12 protein-coding genes are annotated in these 14,626 nt (G+C 66.2%); 8 read left to right on the plus strand and 4 right to left on the minus strand.

Annotated elements, in window-relative coordinates:
• Window positions 1-65: 65 nt before the first annotated feature.
• Window positions 66-1,046 carry a LacI family DNA-binding transcriptional regulator gene (locus ACUXV1_RS21690; RefSeq protein ID WP_446016509.1) on the minus strand — a complete coding sequence of 327 codons (981 nt, stop codon included), beginning with the start codon at window positions 1,044-1,046 and terminating at the stop codon, window positions 66-68.
• Between the two features lie 316 nt (window positions 1,047-1,362).
• On the opposite strand from ACUXV1_RS21690, the gene ptsP reads away from it, so the two are divergent.
• The 4 genes from ptsP (at window position 1,363) to ACUXV1_RS21710 (ending at window position 7,654) form a co-directional block, all read left to right on the plus strand.
• A complete protein-coding gene (gene ptsP, locus ACUXV1_RS21695; protein WP_446016510.1) occupies window positions 1,363-3,882 on the plus strand; it encodes a phosphoenolpyruvate--protein phosphotransferase in 2,520 nt (839 codons plus the stop codon).
• Window positions 3,879-4,826 (plus strand): 1-phosphofructokinase, encoded by a 948-nt coding sequence (gene pfkB / locus ACUXV1_RS21700; protein WP_043639576.1) that lies wholly within the window; start codon window positions 3,879-3,881, stop codon window positions 4,824-4,826. Before ptsP ends, pfkB begins: the two co-directional genes overlap by 4 nt.
• A 103-nt stretch (window positions 4,827-4,929) precedes the next feature.
• Complete coding sequence (locus tag ACUXV1_RS21705) at window positions 4,930-6,609, plus strand: PTS fructose transporter subunit IIC (RefSeq protein WP_446016511.1); 1,680 nt, start codon at window positions 4,930-4,932, stop codon at window positions 6,607-6,609.
• Window positions 6,610-6,928: 319 nt separating this feature from the next.
• A complete protein-coding gene (locus tag ACUXV1_RS21710; RefSeq protein WP_194426029.1) occupies window positions 6,929-7,654 on the plus strand; it encodes a substrate-binding periplasmic protein in 726 nt (241 codons plus the stop codon).
• A gap of 70 nt (window positions 7,655-7,724) precedes the next feature.
• On the opposite strand, the gene ACUXV1_RS21715 is transcribed toward ACUXV1_RS21710, so the two are convergent.
• The 3 genes from ACUXV1_RS21715 to ACUXV1_RS21725 all read right to left on the minus strand — a co-directional run bounded on the left by ACUXV1_RS21715 (window position 7,725) and on the right by ACUXV1_RS21725 (window position 10,605).
• Window positions 7,725-8,522, minus strand: a complete 798-nt coding sequence (locus tag ACUXV1_RS21715) for a hypothetical protein (protein ID WP_052370678.1) — start codon at window positions 8,520-8,522, stop codon at window positions 7,725-7,727.
• Between the two features lie 36 nt (window positions 8,523-8,558).
• Complete coding sequence (locus ACUXV1_RS21720) at window positions 8,559-9,701, minus strand: hypothetical protein (RefSeq protein ID WP_446016512.1); 1,143 nt, start codon at window positions 9,699-9,701, stop codon at window positions 8,559-8,561.
• Between the two features lie 346 nt (window positions 9,702-10,047).
• Entirely contained in the window at window positions 10,048-10,605 is a 558-nt protein-coding gene (locus ACUXV1_RS21725; RefSeq protein WP_081556506.1) for a GNAT family N-acetyltransferase, read from the minus strand.
• 145 nt (window positions 10,606-10,750) lie between these two features.
• On the opposite strand from ACUXV1_RS21725, the gene ACUXV1_RS21730 reads away from it, so the two are divergent.
• From ACUXV1_RS21730 to ACUXV1_RS21745, 4 genes are all read left to right on the plus strand, one after another.
• Window positions 10,751-11,794 carry a hypothetical protein gene (locus ACUXV1_RS21730; RefSeq protein ID WP_143330337.1) on the plus strand — a complete coding sequence of 348 codons (1,044 nt, stop codon included), beginning with the start codon at window positions 10,751-10,753 and terminating at the stop codon, window positions 11,792-11,794.
• Window positions 11,795-12,129: 335 nt separating this feature from the next.
• Window positions 12,130-12,546, plus strand: a complete 417-nt coding sequence (locus ACUXV1_RS21735; RefSeq protein ID WP_446016513.1) for a hypothetical protein — start codon at window positions 12,130-12,132, stop codon at window positions 12,544-12,546.
• A 255-nt stretch (window positions 12,547-12,801) separates the two neighbouring features.
• The gene (locus ACUXV1_RS21740; protein ID WP_043639545.1) at window positions 12,802-13,776 is read left to right on the plus strand and encodes an ABC transporter substrate-binding protein; all 975 of its coding nucleotides are present in this window, start codon (window positions 12,802-12,804) and stop codon (window positions 13,774-13,776) included.
• Window positions 13,777-13,793: 17 nt separating this feature from the next.
• The gene (locus tag ACUXV1_RS21745) at window positions 13,794-14,624 is read left to right on the plus strand and encodes an ABC transporter permease (protein WP_019101663.1); all 831 of its coding nucleotides are present in this window, start codon (window positions 13,794-13,796) and stop codon (window positions 14,622-14,624) included.
• Window positions 14,625-14,626: the final 2 nt, after the last annotated feature.

Genomic DNA, 14,626 nt, shown 5'->3' on the forward strand with positions numbered 1-14,626 from the left:
CCGCGGCCCTCGGCCGGGCCGGGCGCGCCCCTGTCTCGCCTCCGCCACAGCGGCTGAAGCCAGCGCTAGGCCAAGCTGGAGCCCCGGACCACTAGCCGGCCGGTCAGCACCACTTTGCGCGTTGAGCGCTGCGGCTGCTCCAGGCGCTCCAGCAACATCGCCATCGCCGCGCGGCCGATCTCGTCCACCGGCTGCTCTATCACCGTCAGCCCCGGTCCGGCCAGCTCCGTCCAGCTGTCGTTGTCGAAACCGGCCAGCGCCAGCTGCCGCGGCAGTTCCAGGCCCAGCGCGCGCACCGCGCGCATCGCGCCCAGCAGCAGCAGGCCGTTGCTGATCACCAGCGCCCGTGGCGCCTCGGCCTCGGCCAGCCAGGCGGACACCGCCTGCTGCGCCGCCTCGGCCGTGGGCGCGACGAAACGCGCCGGCGCGGCCAGCCCGACCTCCGCCAACGCGGCGGCGAAACCCGCGTGTCGTTCCGCTCCGGTGCTGCTGGTATTGCCGAACAACCCGCCGATGCGACTATGGCCCTGCTCACGCAAATGGCTGACCAACAGGCCGGCGGCGGCGGCGTTGTCCAGCACCACCGCGTCGGCCGCGCCGCCGGGCGCGGCCCGGTCGATCAACACCACGGGAAAACCCAGCGCCTCGGCGTCCAGCGTCTCAGCCGTGGCGCGGGTGGCCGCGAAGATCACCCCGGTGACGCGCTCCTCCTGCATCAACCTGAGGTACATCGCCTCCTTGTCCGGGTTCTCGTCGGTGTTGCACAGAATCACCCGCATGCCGGCCTGGTAGGCCACATCCTCCACCGCGCGGCTGACCGCGGTGAAGAAGGGGTTGCGGATATCGGACACGATCAGGCCGATGGTGTCGCTGTGCCGCGAGCGCAAGCGCCGCGCCGACAGATTGGGGCGATAACCGGTGGCGGCGATAGCCGCCTCCACCTTGGCCTTCAACGCCGCGCTGACCGGGCCCTTGGCCAGAGCCCGCGACACGGTGGCCACCGACACGCCGGCTGCCTGCGCCACATCTTTGATGCTGACCGTCATATGAAATCGTTTTCTCTCGCCATAATCGGAAATACGTTTACGCAAGCATACCCCCAAAGCGTAATTTTACAACACTGTCGCTTGAGACAGCACAAAGATGTAGCGCCATTGCTACGAGCATGTTGACAGTAAAAATGTAATCGTTTTCAATTCACTCAACACACGAACGGCCACCCCTCCGCAAAGACAGCTGGCGGGCGCGAGCCGATCCGCTATACAGAGCCTGTTCGACTCCGCGCCGGCCCCCGGCCGCGCGGCGGAACGTGAAGAGGTTACAAACACCCCGCAGCCACCTGAACCGACAGAAGAGACCGACATGCACGATACCGGATCGCCCTCCTCCCTGATCCAGCCAGAACTGATCCGGCTGGGCTGTCAGCCCGCCGACAAAGAGGCGGCCATCCGCCTGGCCGGGCAGTTGCTGGCCGACGCCGGCTGCATAGACCCTGCCTACATCGACAGCCTGCTGCGACGCGAAGCGGTGGCCAACACCTTTCTGGGCAACGGCCTGGCCATCCCTCACGGCATGGTGGAAGACCGCCAGTTGATCCGCCGCACCGGCATCGCCATCGTGCAGATTCCGGACGGTCTGGAATGGAACCCCGGCCAGCGCACCCGGCTGCTGTTCGCCATCGCCGCCCAATCCGACGAACACATCACCCTGCTGCGCCGTTTGACCCGGCTGCTGCAAGACGAAGTCCGGCTCGAACAACTATTCAACGCAAGGGACGCCGCCCAGGTGCAGGCCTTGCTGGAAGAGACGCCGCCGGCCGCTGCCGGCGAAGCCGCCGCGGCTGATCTGGCCGAGCGCGCGCAATGGATAGTCGACTACCCCAACGGCCTGCACGCGCGCCCTGCCGCGCAATGGGTGGAGGCCGCGCGCCGCCACGCCGCCCAGCTGCAAGTGCGCCACGGCCAGGACGCCGCCGACGCCAAGAACCTGATCAGCCTGTTGCAACTGGGCCTGCGCCACGGCGACACCGTCACCGTATCCGCCCAAGGACCCGACGCCGCCGCCGCCCTGGCCGCCCTGTTGTCCGCGATGCGCGACGCCTCGGCCCAGGAGCAGACCGACGCCGCGCTCGCCGCGCAAAAAGCGCAACTGCTGGCGGCGCAACAGGGCTGGATCCCGCCCGGCCATCCCTTGTCCATCGCCGGCGTCGCCGCCAGCCCCGGCCTCGCCATCGGCGTGGTGCGCGTGCTGCACGCCGGCCAGCTCAAAGTGCCGGACCGCCCGGTGGCGCTGGGAGAAGGCGGCGACCGCCTGCACGAGGCGCTAAGCGCCACCCGCGCCGAACTATCCGAGCTGGCCGCGGCCACCGCCAGCAGGCTGGGCAAGGCCGAAGCCGGCATTTTCCACGCCCAGGCCGAACTGTTGTCCGACACCGATCTGATCACCCTGACCTGCCAGCTGATGGTGGGCGGCCACGGCGTGGAATGGGCCTGGCACCAAGCGGTGGAACGCATGGCGGAACGGCTGGCCGCGCTGGGCAACCCGCTGCTGGCGGCGCGCGCAGCCGACCTCCGCGACGTGGGCCGCCGCGTGCTGCGCCAGCTGGACCCGGCGCTGAACAGCGCCACCCTGGCCGACATCGACGGCGACGACTGCATTCTGCTGGCCGCCGACCTCACCCCCTCCGACACCGCCACCCTGGACACCGGCCGCATCCGCGCGCTGGCCACCGCCCAAGGCGGCCCCACTTCGCACACCGCCATCCTGGCCCGCACCCTGGGGCTGCCGGCGCTGGTGGCCGGCGGCCCGGCCTTGCTGGACATCGCCGACGGCACGCCGGCCATCCTGGACGGCGTAGGCGGCCGGCTCTATCTGAACCCCGGCGAGCAGGACCTGGCCTCGGCCCGCGATTGGCTGCAGGCCCAGCAGCGCACCCAGCAGCAACAGGCGGAACAGCGGCAGCGCCCGGCCATCACCCCGGACGGCCACCGCGTGGAAATCGCCGCCAACATCAACCGCCCTGACCAGGTGGCCGCCGCGCTGGACGCCGGCGCCGAGGGCGTGGGCCTGATGCGCACCGAATTCCTGTTTCTGGAACGCGAACAGTCGCCAAGCGAAGACGAGCAGTTTCACACCTACAGCGCCATGCTGGACGCGCTGGACGGACGGCCGCTGATCGTGCGCGCACTGGACATCGGCGGCGACAAACAGGTGGATTACCTGAAGCTGCCAGCCGAAGAAAACCCCTTCCTCGGCATGCGCGGCTCACGCCTGCTGCTGCGCCGCCGCGATCTGCTGGAACCTCAACTGCGCGCGCTCTACCGCGCCGCCCGCGGCGGCCAGCCGCTGTCCATCATGTTCCCGATGATCACCTCGCTGAAGGAAATCACCCGGCTCAAGGGCTGGTGCGAAGGCATACGCCGCGAGCTGGACGCCCCGGCGGTGCCTCTCGGCATCATGGTGGAAGTGCCCGCCGCGGCCCTGCTGGCCGATCAACTGGCTGAATACGTGGATTTCTTCTCCATCGGCACCAACGACCTCACCCAGTACACGCTGGCGATGGACCGCCAGCACCCGGAACTGGCCGCCGAGGCCGACAGCCTGCATCCCGCCGTGCTGCGCCTGATCCAGCACACCGTGGCCGGTGCCGGCCGCCATCAACGCTGGGTGGGCGTGTGCGGCGGCATCGCCGGAGATCCCTTCGGCGCCGCGCTGCTGACCGGCCTGGGCGTGGGCGAGCTGTCGATGAGCCCCCGCGACGTGGCCGCGGTCAAAGCCAAGCTGTGCGCCAACGGCCACGGTCGGCTGCGCGACCTGGCTCAGCAGGCGCTGGCCTGCGACAGCGCCGATGAAGTGCGCATGCTGGCGCGGGAGCTGACATGAGCGCCCGCGTCCACACCGTTACCCTCAATCCGGCGCTGGACCAAACCATCGCCCTGGCCCGGCTGACTCCCGGCGCGGTCAACCTGGCGCAAAGCGCCAGCGGCAACGCCGGCGGCAAGGGCGTCAACGTGGCCAGCTGCTTGGCTGACTGGGGCGCGCCGGTTAGCGTTTTCGGCCTGCTGGGCCGCAACAACAGCGAAGCCTTCGAACAATTGTTCCTGGACAAGCGCATCGCCGACCACATGCTGCGCCTGCCCGGCGACACCCGGGTCAACATCAAGCTGGCCGACCTCTCCAGCGGCGACACCACCGACATCAACCTGCCCGGCATCGCCGCCGGCGAAGCGCAGCTGGAGCAAGTGGGCGCCGAGCTGGCCGCCCGGCTGAACCCCGGCGACATCGTGGCGCTGTGCGGCAGCTTGCCGCCCGGCCTGCCCGCCAACAGCTATCTGCGGCTATGCCGGTTGCTGCGGCCTCTGGGCGCGCGGCTGCTGCTGGACAGCAGCGGAGAAGCGCTGAGCCAGGCTCTGGATGGAGACGCTCCGCCTCACTGCGTCAAACCCAATCGTCACGAACTGGAGCTCTGGGCCGGCCGCGCCCTGCCCGACACCGCCGCGGTGCTGGCCTGCGCGCGCGGGCTGCTGCAACGCGGCGTGGAACAAGTGGTGGTATCGCTGGGCGCGGACGGCGCGCTGTTCGCCAGCCGCGACCGCTCGCTGCTGGCCTCCTTGCCGGCGCAACAGCCGCTGAGCACCGTGGGAGCCGGCGACGCCTTGGTGGCCGGCCTGGCCGCGGCGCGGCTGGATGGGCTGGAGCTTGAGGCGGAAGCCCGGCTGGCGGTTGCCTTCGCCGCCGCCAAACTGGCGCGCGTCGGCCCCCACCTGCCGCCGCCGGAACAGGTGCGCGCATTGGCGGCGCAAGTCCGGCTGCAAAGCCTGGATTAAGAGGCCGCTTACGATCCGCCTCGCGTAGGCGGATGAGCCGAGGCGACGCGGCATCACAGGCTTGCTCGCGGCTCCAAACCAATAACACAAGGGAAACAACGCCATGAACCTAATTGCCATCATCGACGCCGGCGAGCGCAGCACCCAGGGCCGGCTGGCCGCGGAAGCGCTGCGCCAGGCCGCCCAGCGGCACGGACATGCCCTTAAGCTGGAACTGGACGGCGCGCCGCCGCTGACCTCAATCGAACTCGCCGCGGCCCAGGCCGCGCTCTTGATCGGCGCCGCCGCCGATCCGCGCCTGGACAGCCTGCCCGCGCTCCGCCTGAGCCTGGACCAGGCCTTGGCCGATCCGGCCGAGGCCGTCCGCCGGGCCGCGGCGCTGAACGCGCCCCAAACCGACGCCTTGCGCATCGTCGCCGTCACCTCCTGCCCCACCGGCATCGCCCACACCTTCATGGCGGCGGAAGGCCTGAGCCAGGCGGCTCAGGCGCTGGGCCACGCCATCCGCGTGGAAACCCAGGGTTCGGTGGGCGCGCAAAGCGCGCTCAGCGCCGGCGAGATCGCCGAAGCCGACCTGGTGCTGATCGCCGCCGACACCCAGGTGGAGCTCAGCCGCTTCAAGGGCAAGCGCCTGTTCCAAAGCGGAACCAAGGCCGCCATCAACGACGGCCAGGCGCTGCTGCGCCGCGCCATCGCCGAAGCCGCCCCCCACCAGCCGGACACCGCCGACGCCGCGCCGGAAAAACCGGCCAGCGAGCGCAACGGTCCGTACAAGCACCTGATGACCGGCGTCTCCTTCATGCTGCCCTTCGTCACCGCCGGCGGCATCATGATCGCGCTGGCCTTCGCTCTGGGCGGCATCTACGCCTTCGACGACGCCCACAAGGGCACGTTGGCCTGGGCGCTGTTTCAGATCGGCGCCAAATCCGCCTTCGCGCTGATGGTGCCCATCCTCGCCGGCTACATCGCTTACTCCATCGCCAACCGTCCCGGCATCGCGCCCGGCATGGTGGGCGGCATGCTGGCCGCCAGCCTGGGCTCGGGCTTCCTCGGCGGCATCATCGCCGGCTTCATCGCCGGCTACGCCACAGACTGGCTGAACCGAAAAATCCGGCTGGGCCGCAATCTGGACGGTCTTAAACCAGTACTGATCCTGCCGGTATTGGGTTCGCTGCTGGTGGGCCTGCTGATGATCTACGTGATCGGCGGCCCGGTGGCCGCCTTGCTGGGCATGCTGACCGAGGCGCTAAAAAGCCTGCAAGGCAGCAGCGCGCTGCTGCTGGGCGCCATCATCGGTTCGATGATGGCCTTCGACATGGGCGGCCCGGTCAACAAAGCCGCCTACGCCTTTTCCACCGGCTTGATCGCCAGCCAGGTGTATACGCCGATGGCCGCGGCCATGGCCGCCGGCATGACGCCGCCGCTGGGCATCGCGCTGGCCACCAAGCTGTTCGCCGACCGCTTCAGCGCAGACGAACGCGAGGCCGGCAAGGCCGCCGGCGTGCTGGGCCTGGCCTTCATCAGCGAAGGCGCCATTCCCTTCGCCGCGCGCGATCCGCTGCGAGTCATCCCGGCGCTGATGCTGGGCTCCGCCGTGGCCGGCGCCATCTCCATGCTGGCCGGAGTTGAGCTGAAAGTGCCGCACGGCGGCGTCTTCGTGCTGCCCATTCCCAACGCCGTCAGCCATCTGGGCCTCTACCTGCTGGCGCTGTTGGCCGGCACCGCCGTCACCGCGGTTGCGCTGCGCGCCTTGAAGAAACCCGCCCAGGCCGCCGCGGCCTGAGCCTCTCCCGCTATCTAGCAAACAAGAGCCCCTCCCGGTCATCGCCGGGAGGGGCTTTGCTATTCGGGTTTCAATGGCGTTGCGCCAATGCAAGGCGAATCACGAACCAGCACAGAGACGCCCCCGACTGCGGACGCGCCAACCCGGCCAAAGCCCTCTACACCGAGGCCGAGGCGCGCTCGAACGCCTGATCAATGCGCAGTTCGTCCCCCGGCTCCGCCATCGGCATGGCCGCCACGGGACGCTTGCCAAAACCGCCCGGCTTGCCGCCCCGCCCCGCTCTGGCTATACCGACGAAAGGCGCTACGCGGGGGAAACCATGAGGCGTGTGTTGAGCATGCTGCTGTTTTGCGGGACGGCCTGGGCGGCCCAGCCAGAGGCTTGGCGCATTGTCGGCGACATTCAATTCGCGCCCTACAGCTACCAGAACGAAGCCAGCGCCAAACCTCAGGGGCTGGACGTGGAGATTGTCCAGGCGGTCATGGCCGAGGCCAGAATTCCCTACCAACTGCACCTCTACCCCTGGGAACGCGTCAAGCAAATGCTGGGCAACGGGGATGTGGACATGGCTTTCCAGTTCGCAGGCACCGCCGAGCGGCGCGCCCAGTACGAACTTGCCGGTCCGATACGCACTGGCCGCACCATCTTCATGGTATTGAAACAAAACAGCCTGCAAAGCTGGAGCACCCTGGCAGACCTGGCCCCGCTGACCATAGGACAGGTTCACGGCTATGCCTACGAATCCACCTTTGATAAAGCGCCGCTCAAGCGCGACACCAGCGCCAGCAACCCCGAACAACTGCTGCTGATGCTGCTGGCCGGCCGCATCGACCTGATCGTCGGCGATCGCGGTCAACTGCTCTACTACGCCCGCCAGCTGCGCGCGCTGCCGCATGTGCGCGTCCTGCCCAAACCGCTGGTGGAAATGCCGCGCTTCGTCGCCTTCGCCAAGGGCGACAGCCGCGCCGCTCAATTCAACGCCGCGCTGGCCCGGCTGCAGCAAAACGGAAAACTGCAAACGATTTACAACCACTGGCCGCAATGAGCGGCGGCGGACGCGAAAAAGCCCGGCCGTCTCCCGCGGGAAACGAGCCGGGCCTGGGCCCTGATCTTGTCTACAAGCAGCCGGCGGTGCCGCCGCCCACGTTCAGCCTGGCCGCCACATTGCCGCGCAAGGACATCACATTGTCCTTCAAGGACTGCAAGCGGCGGCCGTTGAACTCGTGCGCCAGCTCGCGCGCCGCGCTGCCCTCCGCCTCCTCCGCCGCCTTGGGCAGATAGGATATCTTGATGTCGGACACGTAATCGGTCTGATTGGCCAACTGCTGGCGGATCACATTGTCGCAAGACGCGCACGGCGCCTGCGAGATATAACCCACCATGCGCCCGCCACGCGGCACCGCGCCATCCAGAATGTCCTTCTCAAAGGTTTTCAGCGCCTTGAGCTCCGCATCCGTGGCCTGCTGGCCTATGGTGGCGGACAGCTTGCCATTGGGCACGTTCACATTGGTGGCCGCTTTCTCCACGCTGCTCTGCCGCAGGAAGCCGGGATAGGCCCGATGGCCGGCAGAATTGGCCTCGTAAAGCAAATCCGCCGTGTCCTGGCCGGACATCGCGTTATAGACGCGAGTGCCGCCGTTGTAGCTGTACTCGAAACGGGCTACCGTGGCCCCGCGCCATTTGGCCGCCAGGTTCTTCAACTTGGACGAGGACGGCGGGTTGGCCTTGGCCGCGCCGCTGACGCCATTGACGTGGTACTCCATCGCGTTGACCAGTTCGCCCGGCACCAGGCTGTTCTTGTCAGTCACCTTGCTGATGTCCACCGTCGCGCCGGCCAGCGCCGCCTGGGACAGCGCCAACGCCAGAACCGTCCAGGCCGCCGCGCGCGCTTGCTTGAATATACGCATAGTCATGTCTTCATTCCTGTTCGCATTGTTCGAACATCATGCTCAAATCCGGCAGAAGCGGCTGAGGTAACCGGACTCGGTCGCCGCCACTTCTTCTTCGGTCAAGGCCGCCTCGGCCCCCAACTCGGACGCTTCCAAGGTGGAGAAAAACTCCGCCGCCGCCATGCCTTCCATCAGCAGGGCAATCGGCAACAGCAGTTTGGCCAGGCGTTGGAAGCCGCTGCTCTCCTGCTCGGACGGCGGATGCGGCTTCATTTGCTGCTGATAAAGCTGGCGATACCAGCCGCTCAGCTTCTGGTCGGTCATATTGGCGTAGCACAGCTTGCCGCTGCTCTCCGGGTAGAGATTCTTGCCGTCCTTGGCGCAGGGGAAGTCGAACAGATAGCCCTTGCGGTCCTGGTAGGCCGCCGCCAGCCGCGCCACGCGGAACTGGGCGGCGGGCTGAAACTGACCGCTTTTGAAACCGGCGGAGTTGAAGCGGGTGCGCCGCACCTCGTTGTGCAGCAAGTTCATCAAGTAATGCTTGTCGTATTCGGACAGGCTGTTCACGCCGGTGGTGGCGCTGCTCAGGTAGCGGTCCAGCACCTCCTTGCGAATGCCGTTCTGCAATTGTTTGGCAGCCGGCACTTTCTGCGTCGCGTCGCGCAGCAACTGCGCCGCCACCGCGAACTTGGCGGCGATGGTGCTGTAAGCGTAGCCGAACACATCCAGGCTCTTGTAGAAGATGTCTCCGTCCACCCCGGCCTTGAAGGCATTGGCCAGCACCAGCCTGTCCTCGTCCTGGCGGTAGCCGGCGCGACGACGATTGAGGTCCACGTCCGTGCCCGGCAAGGCTTTGTTCAGGCCCATCTCGCTGGCGAACAGTTTCACCGAATCGTCCAGCGTCAGATTGACGCGGTGGTAGCGATTGAAATCGCTGAGCGCGTTATTCCACTCTATGGAATTGATGATGGGCGGCAGGGGGTTGAGTTCGGAATAAACCGAGCCCGGCGTTTTCAGAAACGCCCCGGCGATCTTGTCGCCGCTGAGATCGGCTTGGCCATGGTTCTTGGTCTTGTGGTACAGCACCGACTTCAACAGGGTGTCGGGCACGAAGGTTTCGGCCATCGCCGGCGGCGTCAGCAGCAAGCCGGCGGCTGCCAGGCCGCATAGCCAGCGCGAACGCCGAACTGAGGTTTGGGTCATCACGGACTCCAATGAGGGTTAGAAACAGGAGGGATACATGTCGTTCTTTCAGAGCCGGTTTACGCGCTGCCGCGCCTCGGCGATACGGCCGTGAAAACCGTATCGAAAATACGCGTGTCGCGTATCCGAGCCACGCTGTTGCAGGGGCGGAAACATCAGGCGCGGGCCGGGCTGCCACCCGTCCGCAAAAAATAAGAGAACAATGAAATTCTAATAGATTAGAGCCTAAGCTCAAGGTTCCCCATTGAATTGCAAAAATCGCTCATTAAGCATAAAGCCAGCCCTCACCTCATGCCGAAGGCAATAAAAAAGCCGCCTCGCGGCGGCTATCGCTTCACCCTCAACCTCAAACCTCGCGCGCCGCGGCGCGCCACTCCGCTTCCGACAACAGATACAGACAGTGTCGCCGCAGCGGATGCCCGGCCTCCAAGGCGGGATGATCGAAGTCCCGGCCGCTATCGCGCATGCCCAGCCTCCGCATCACGCCTTGCGACGGCAGATTGGGCAAGGCGGTGAAGGACACGATTTCGTCCAGCCCCAAGATCTCGAAACCAAAAGCCAGCGCCCGGCGCGCCGCCTCGGTGGCGTAGCCCCGGCCCCAGGATGCTCGCCGCAGGCGCCAGCCCGTCTCCACGCAGGGCATGCACGGCAACTCCGCTCGCGGCACCGCCAACCCTACGAAACCGACGAAGTCGCCGGACGCTTTCTCCTCCAGCGCCCATAGCCCCCAGCCCCGCTCCGCTATCAACCCGCGCTGGCGCTCCATGCTGTCCGCGCTCTCTTCCTCGCTCAACAACGCCGGGAAATAACGCATCACTTCCGGATCCCTCCCCATGGCGGCGAAGGGCGCCAGATCCTCGTCCCTCCATTGGCGCAGCAATAAACGCCCCGTCTCCATATCCATCGTTTCCCCTTTCCACTCACCGCGGACTCGTCCCGAACCCGCCATTATCACGGAATCGTAACCGCCGGCTGAGTAAAATCTGCAAGGCAAGCCGTCCGCCTCCCATTAGCATCCGGCGATCAACCTTCACCCGCGTCCGCCCACCATGCTCATTCAATCTTCCCGCGCCGCCGCGCCTCAATCGATGGCGATAGACGAGCCCGTCCGCTCCAGTGTCGCGCCAAACGCGATGTCGACACGGCTCAAACAAACAGAAAACCGCGCGGACGCCCCGGCCTCCTCGCGCGCCGCGCCGCGCGCCAATCCTCTGGACGGCCTCTGCGTGCAGCAGCCGCTGGAAAACCTCAACCCCGAAGCGGCCCGTCAAAGGCTCAAGGACAGCGCGCTGCTCGCCAACTTCCCCTACAGCCGGGACCTGGACAGCCTGCGCGCCACCCAGTGGAGCCCGGACGCAGAACTGGCGCGTCTGCTGGCCAAGGGCGGCAAGCTGGAGTTTCAACCGCAGCAGGCGCGCTTGATGGACCCGGAAAGCGGCTTGGTGGCCTATGTGTTCCGCAACAAGGCGGCGGGGGAAATCCGCCTGGTGTTCGGCGGCACCACCAGCGGCCGCGATGTGGGCGGCTTGGCTCAACGCAACCTGAAAAATCTGGCCAGCGTAGCGCGGCAATGGCGCGCCAATATCGACAACGCCGCTTTCGGCGGCCGCCCCGCTTGCTACGCCCAAGCCGCCCAACTCACCGCCAAGTTGCAAACGCTGGCCGCCGGCCTGCCGCTGATGCGCAGCGGCGAACCCGGCTATATCGTCAGCACCGGCGGTCATTCGCTGGGCGGCGGCATGGCCGCCTATGCGGCGATGAAATTGTCCACTCCGCAGCGCCCGGTCCACGCGGAATGCTTCAGCAGCGCCCAGTTCGGCCGCGGCCTGCAAAACGAACTGCTAACGCGCCACGGCAACGATCTGGAGCAAGCGCGCGCGGCCTCTGCCCATATCCGTCATTACTGCGTTCAGGGCGATCCAGTGCCGGCGTTGGACGGCCTGCTGCCCGTGCGTCACGTCGGCCAGCTTTACCTGCTGCCGGCAAACCGCCAGGCCGACGACAGCCGCCTGGGCCGCCACGACAAGTTCCTGGACCATGTGCAAGACTTCGTCGCCAGCGCCTGGCAAGGACAATCGAGGTTTTACGCCTAGAGCGCCGGATCACCGCCTGGACCTGACCGGGAGATGCGACCTTGCGCCGTTGGCGGCCGATGTCGCCTTGACCCCCTCATCCCCGCTAGGCACAATCGCAAACGCGCAGCCCCAACCGGCTGCGCCCAGATTGGAGTCTGGCCCCGCCGCCTCGGACCCCGCGCCGCAAACGCCCGGTCCGTGCCCTTGCACCATCCGTCATGCCAACTACGGGCAGGCCATGGTGGGAGGGTGTTCGCACCCGCCGGTCCGTGGCGCCGGAACTCCAATCCTGCCATGCGCCTGCCATAAGCCTGCCGCCTCGCCGGCAGCCTCGAATCAACAGGAGCGCACGCATGTCCGTCAAATACCCAAGCCGTCGCCATTACCGTCCCAACCTCCAGCCGGTTCCCTATCAGGAGCTGCCGTTCGCCGCGCGCATGCCTGGCAGTCCGCGCGTGCATTGCTGGCAAGTGCCGCCAGCCGACGACTATCGCCAGGCCTATCTGCTGGGGCGCGAATACGCCGGCCACTTCATCCAATACGTGCAGGACAATCCCGATGTCCCGAAACACACGCTGCTGGCGCGCATCGCCAGCGATGTCGACTTCTCCGCGGAAGGCCCTGAGCAGGGCTACTGGGCCGGTTTCTTCGCCCTGATCGAACAGGTGCTGATCTTTCCTATCGATATCTTCGGCTACATCGACCGCATCCAGCTTAGGGAGGAAACATTGCGCCGGCCGATGAGAAAACAGCCGACAGATATTGAATAACTGCATTGTTTTCTCCGGCAAGCCCTGAGCCGGTTTTGGCACAAGCAAGGCCGGCACAGGCCGAATCCGGCCACGCCCCGCCAACCCACTCCATAAAAATCAACAACTTGAGCAAAAAACATCCTGGCACGCGCTTTGCCTAATAAGAACCACTACAAAGCAGCGAACCGCATCGCCGCGCCAAAAAATGCAAACGTCGTATAAATAAAAGGTCGCCGCGCTCCGCCCGGCCCCTATCCACAAAGGAGAAACACCATGCAACGCATCCGAACCTGGCTCTGTCTCGCCGCACTGGGCGGCGGCCTCTCGCTGCCCGCCCTCGCCGCCGACGTGGTGAGATTGGGCAACCTCAAGTTCGCCCATTACGGCGCCATCAGCTACATGAAGGAAATCGCGCCCAAATACGACCTGAAGATTGAAGAACGCATGTTCGCCAAAGGCATCGACATCATGCCCGCCATCGTGGCCGGCGAGGTGGACGTCGCCGCCAGCGCGGCGGACGCGGCGGTGGCCGGCCGCGCCGGCGGCGCGCCTATCTTCGCGGTGGCCGGCTTCGCCAAGGGCGGCGCGCGCATCGTGGCGGCCAAAGACAGCGGCATCAAGAGCGTCAAGGACCTGAAGGGCAAGAAGGTAGGCGTGGCGCGCGGCGGCGCGCAGGAGTTGCTGCTGGCGGCGGAGCTGGCCAAGTACAAGCTCAGCTGGTCCGACAAGCCGGGCAAGGATGTGCAGGTGATTTACATGCCTTTCGCCGACCTGAACCAGGCTTTGATGGGCAAGCAGATCGACGCGATGAGCCAATCCGAACCGCAATCGTCCCAGGCCATCAACAAGGGCTTCGGCGTGGAAGTGCTGAAGCCCTATGACACCCCGCTGGGCGAACCCATTCGCACCCTGGTGATGACGGAGAAGATGTACAAGGAACGCCGCGGCGTGGCGGAGCGCCTGATCAAATGTTTCGTGGAGGCCACCAACACCTTCATCAAAAATCCCAAGCTGGCGGAAAAATACGTGCGTGAGAACATGTTCAAGAACCAGATCAGCGCCGACGACTTCCAGGACGCCATTTCCAACTCCCCGTACAGCTACGATCTGAGCGTGGCCCACATCCAGACCACCACCGACATGATGCAGCAGTACGGCATCGGCAAGATGTCCAAGCCGCCCAAAGCGGCGGACTGGGTGAAGCTGGACTTGCTGAGCAAGGCCAAGCAGGACCTCAAGGTTAATTGACGGCGGCGGGAGCAATCATGCAGCAGACTGTGTTTTCCCGGCTGGGCCAAGCCTGGTCCAGCCTGGCGGTGCCCATCGCCATCGTATTGATCTGGCAGGCCAGTTCCAGCCTGGGTTGGATCAACCCGCAAATCCTGCCCTCGCCGCTGGCGGTGTTGCAGAAGTGGCTGGCTTACTGGCAGCCGCTGGAAGCCTACGACCCCTCGTCCGGCGCCTACTTGTCCTGGCTGCTGTCCGGCGAACTGATCCACGACGTGGCGGCCAGCCTGTGGCGTGTGGTGCTCGGTTTCGCGCTGGGCGGCGGCCTGGGCTTGCTGCTGGGGCTGTTCATGGGCGTCAGCGACCCGGTGTACCGGGCGTTCAATCCCTTGATCCAGTTCCTGCGGCCGATTCCGCCCATCGCCTGGACCCCGCTCTCCATCCTGTGGTTTGGCCTGGGCAACCCGCCGGCGGTGTTCCTCATCACTATCGGGGCTTTCTTCCCCATCCTGATGAACACCATCTCCGGCGTGCGCAATGTGGACGGCATCTATATCCGCGCCGCGCGCAACCTGGGCGCCAGCCGCGCAACCCTGTTCCGCCGGGTGATCCTGCCTGCGGCCACGCCCTTCATCTTCACCGGCGCGCGCGTGGGCATGGGCACCGCCTTCATCGTGGTGATCGTGGCGGAGATGATCGCCGTGAACAGCGGCGTCGGCTACCGCATCATGGAAGCCCGCGAGTATTTCTGGACCGACAAGGTCATCGCCGGCATGGTCACGATTGGCATTCTCGGGCTGTTGATCGACATGCTGATGCAGGGCTTGAACAACCGCTTGCTGAAGTGGCATCGCGGCATCGACCAATAAGA

It is taken from the genome of Chromobacterium sp. W521 (genome assembly GCF_052805975.1).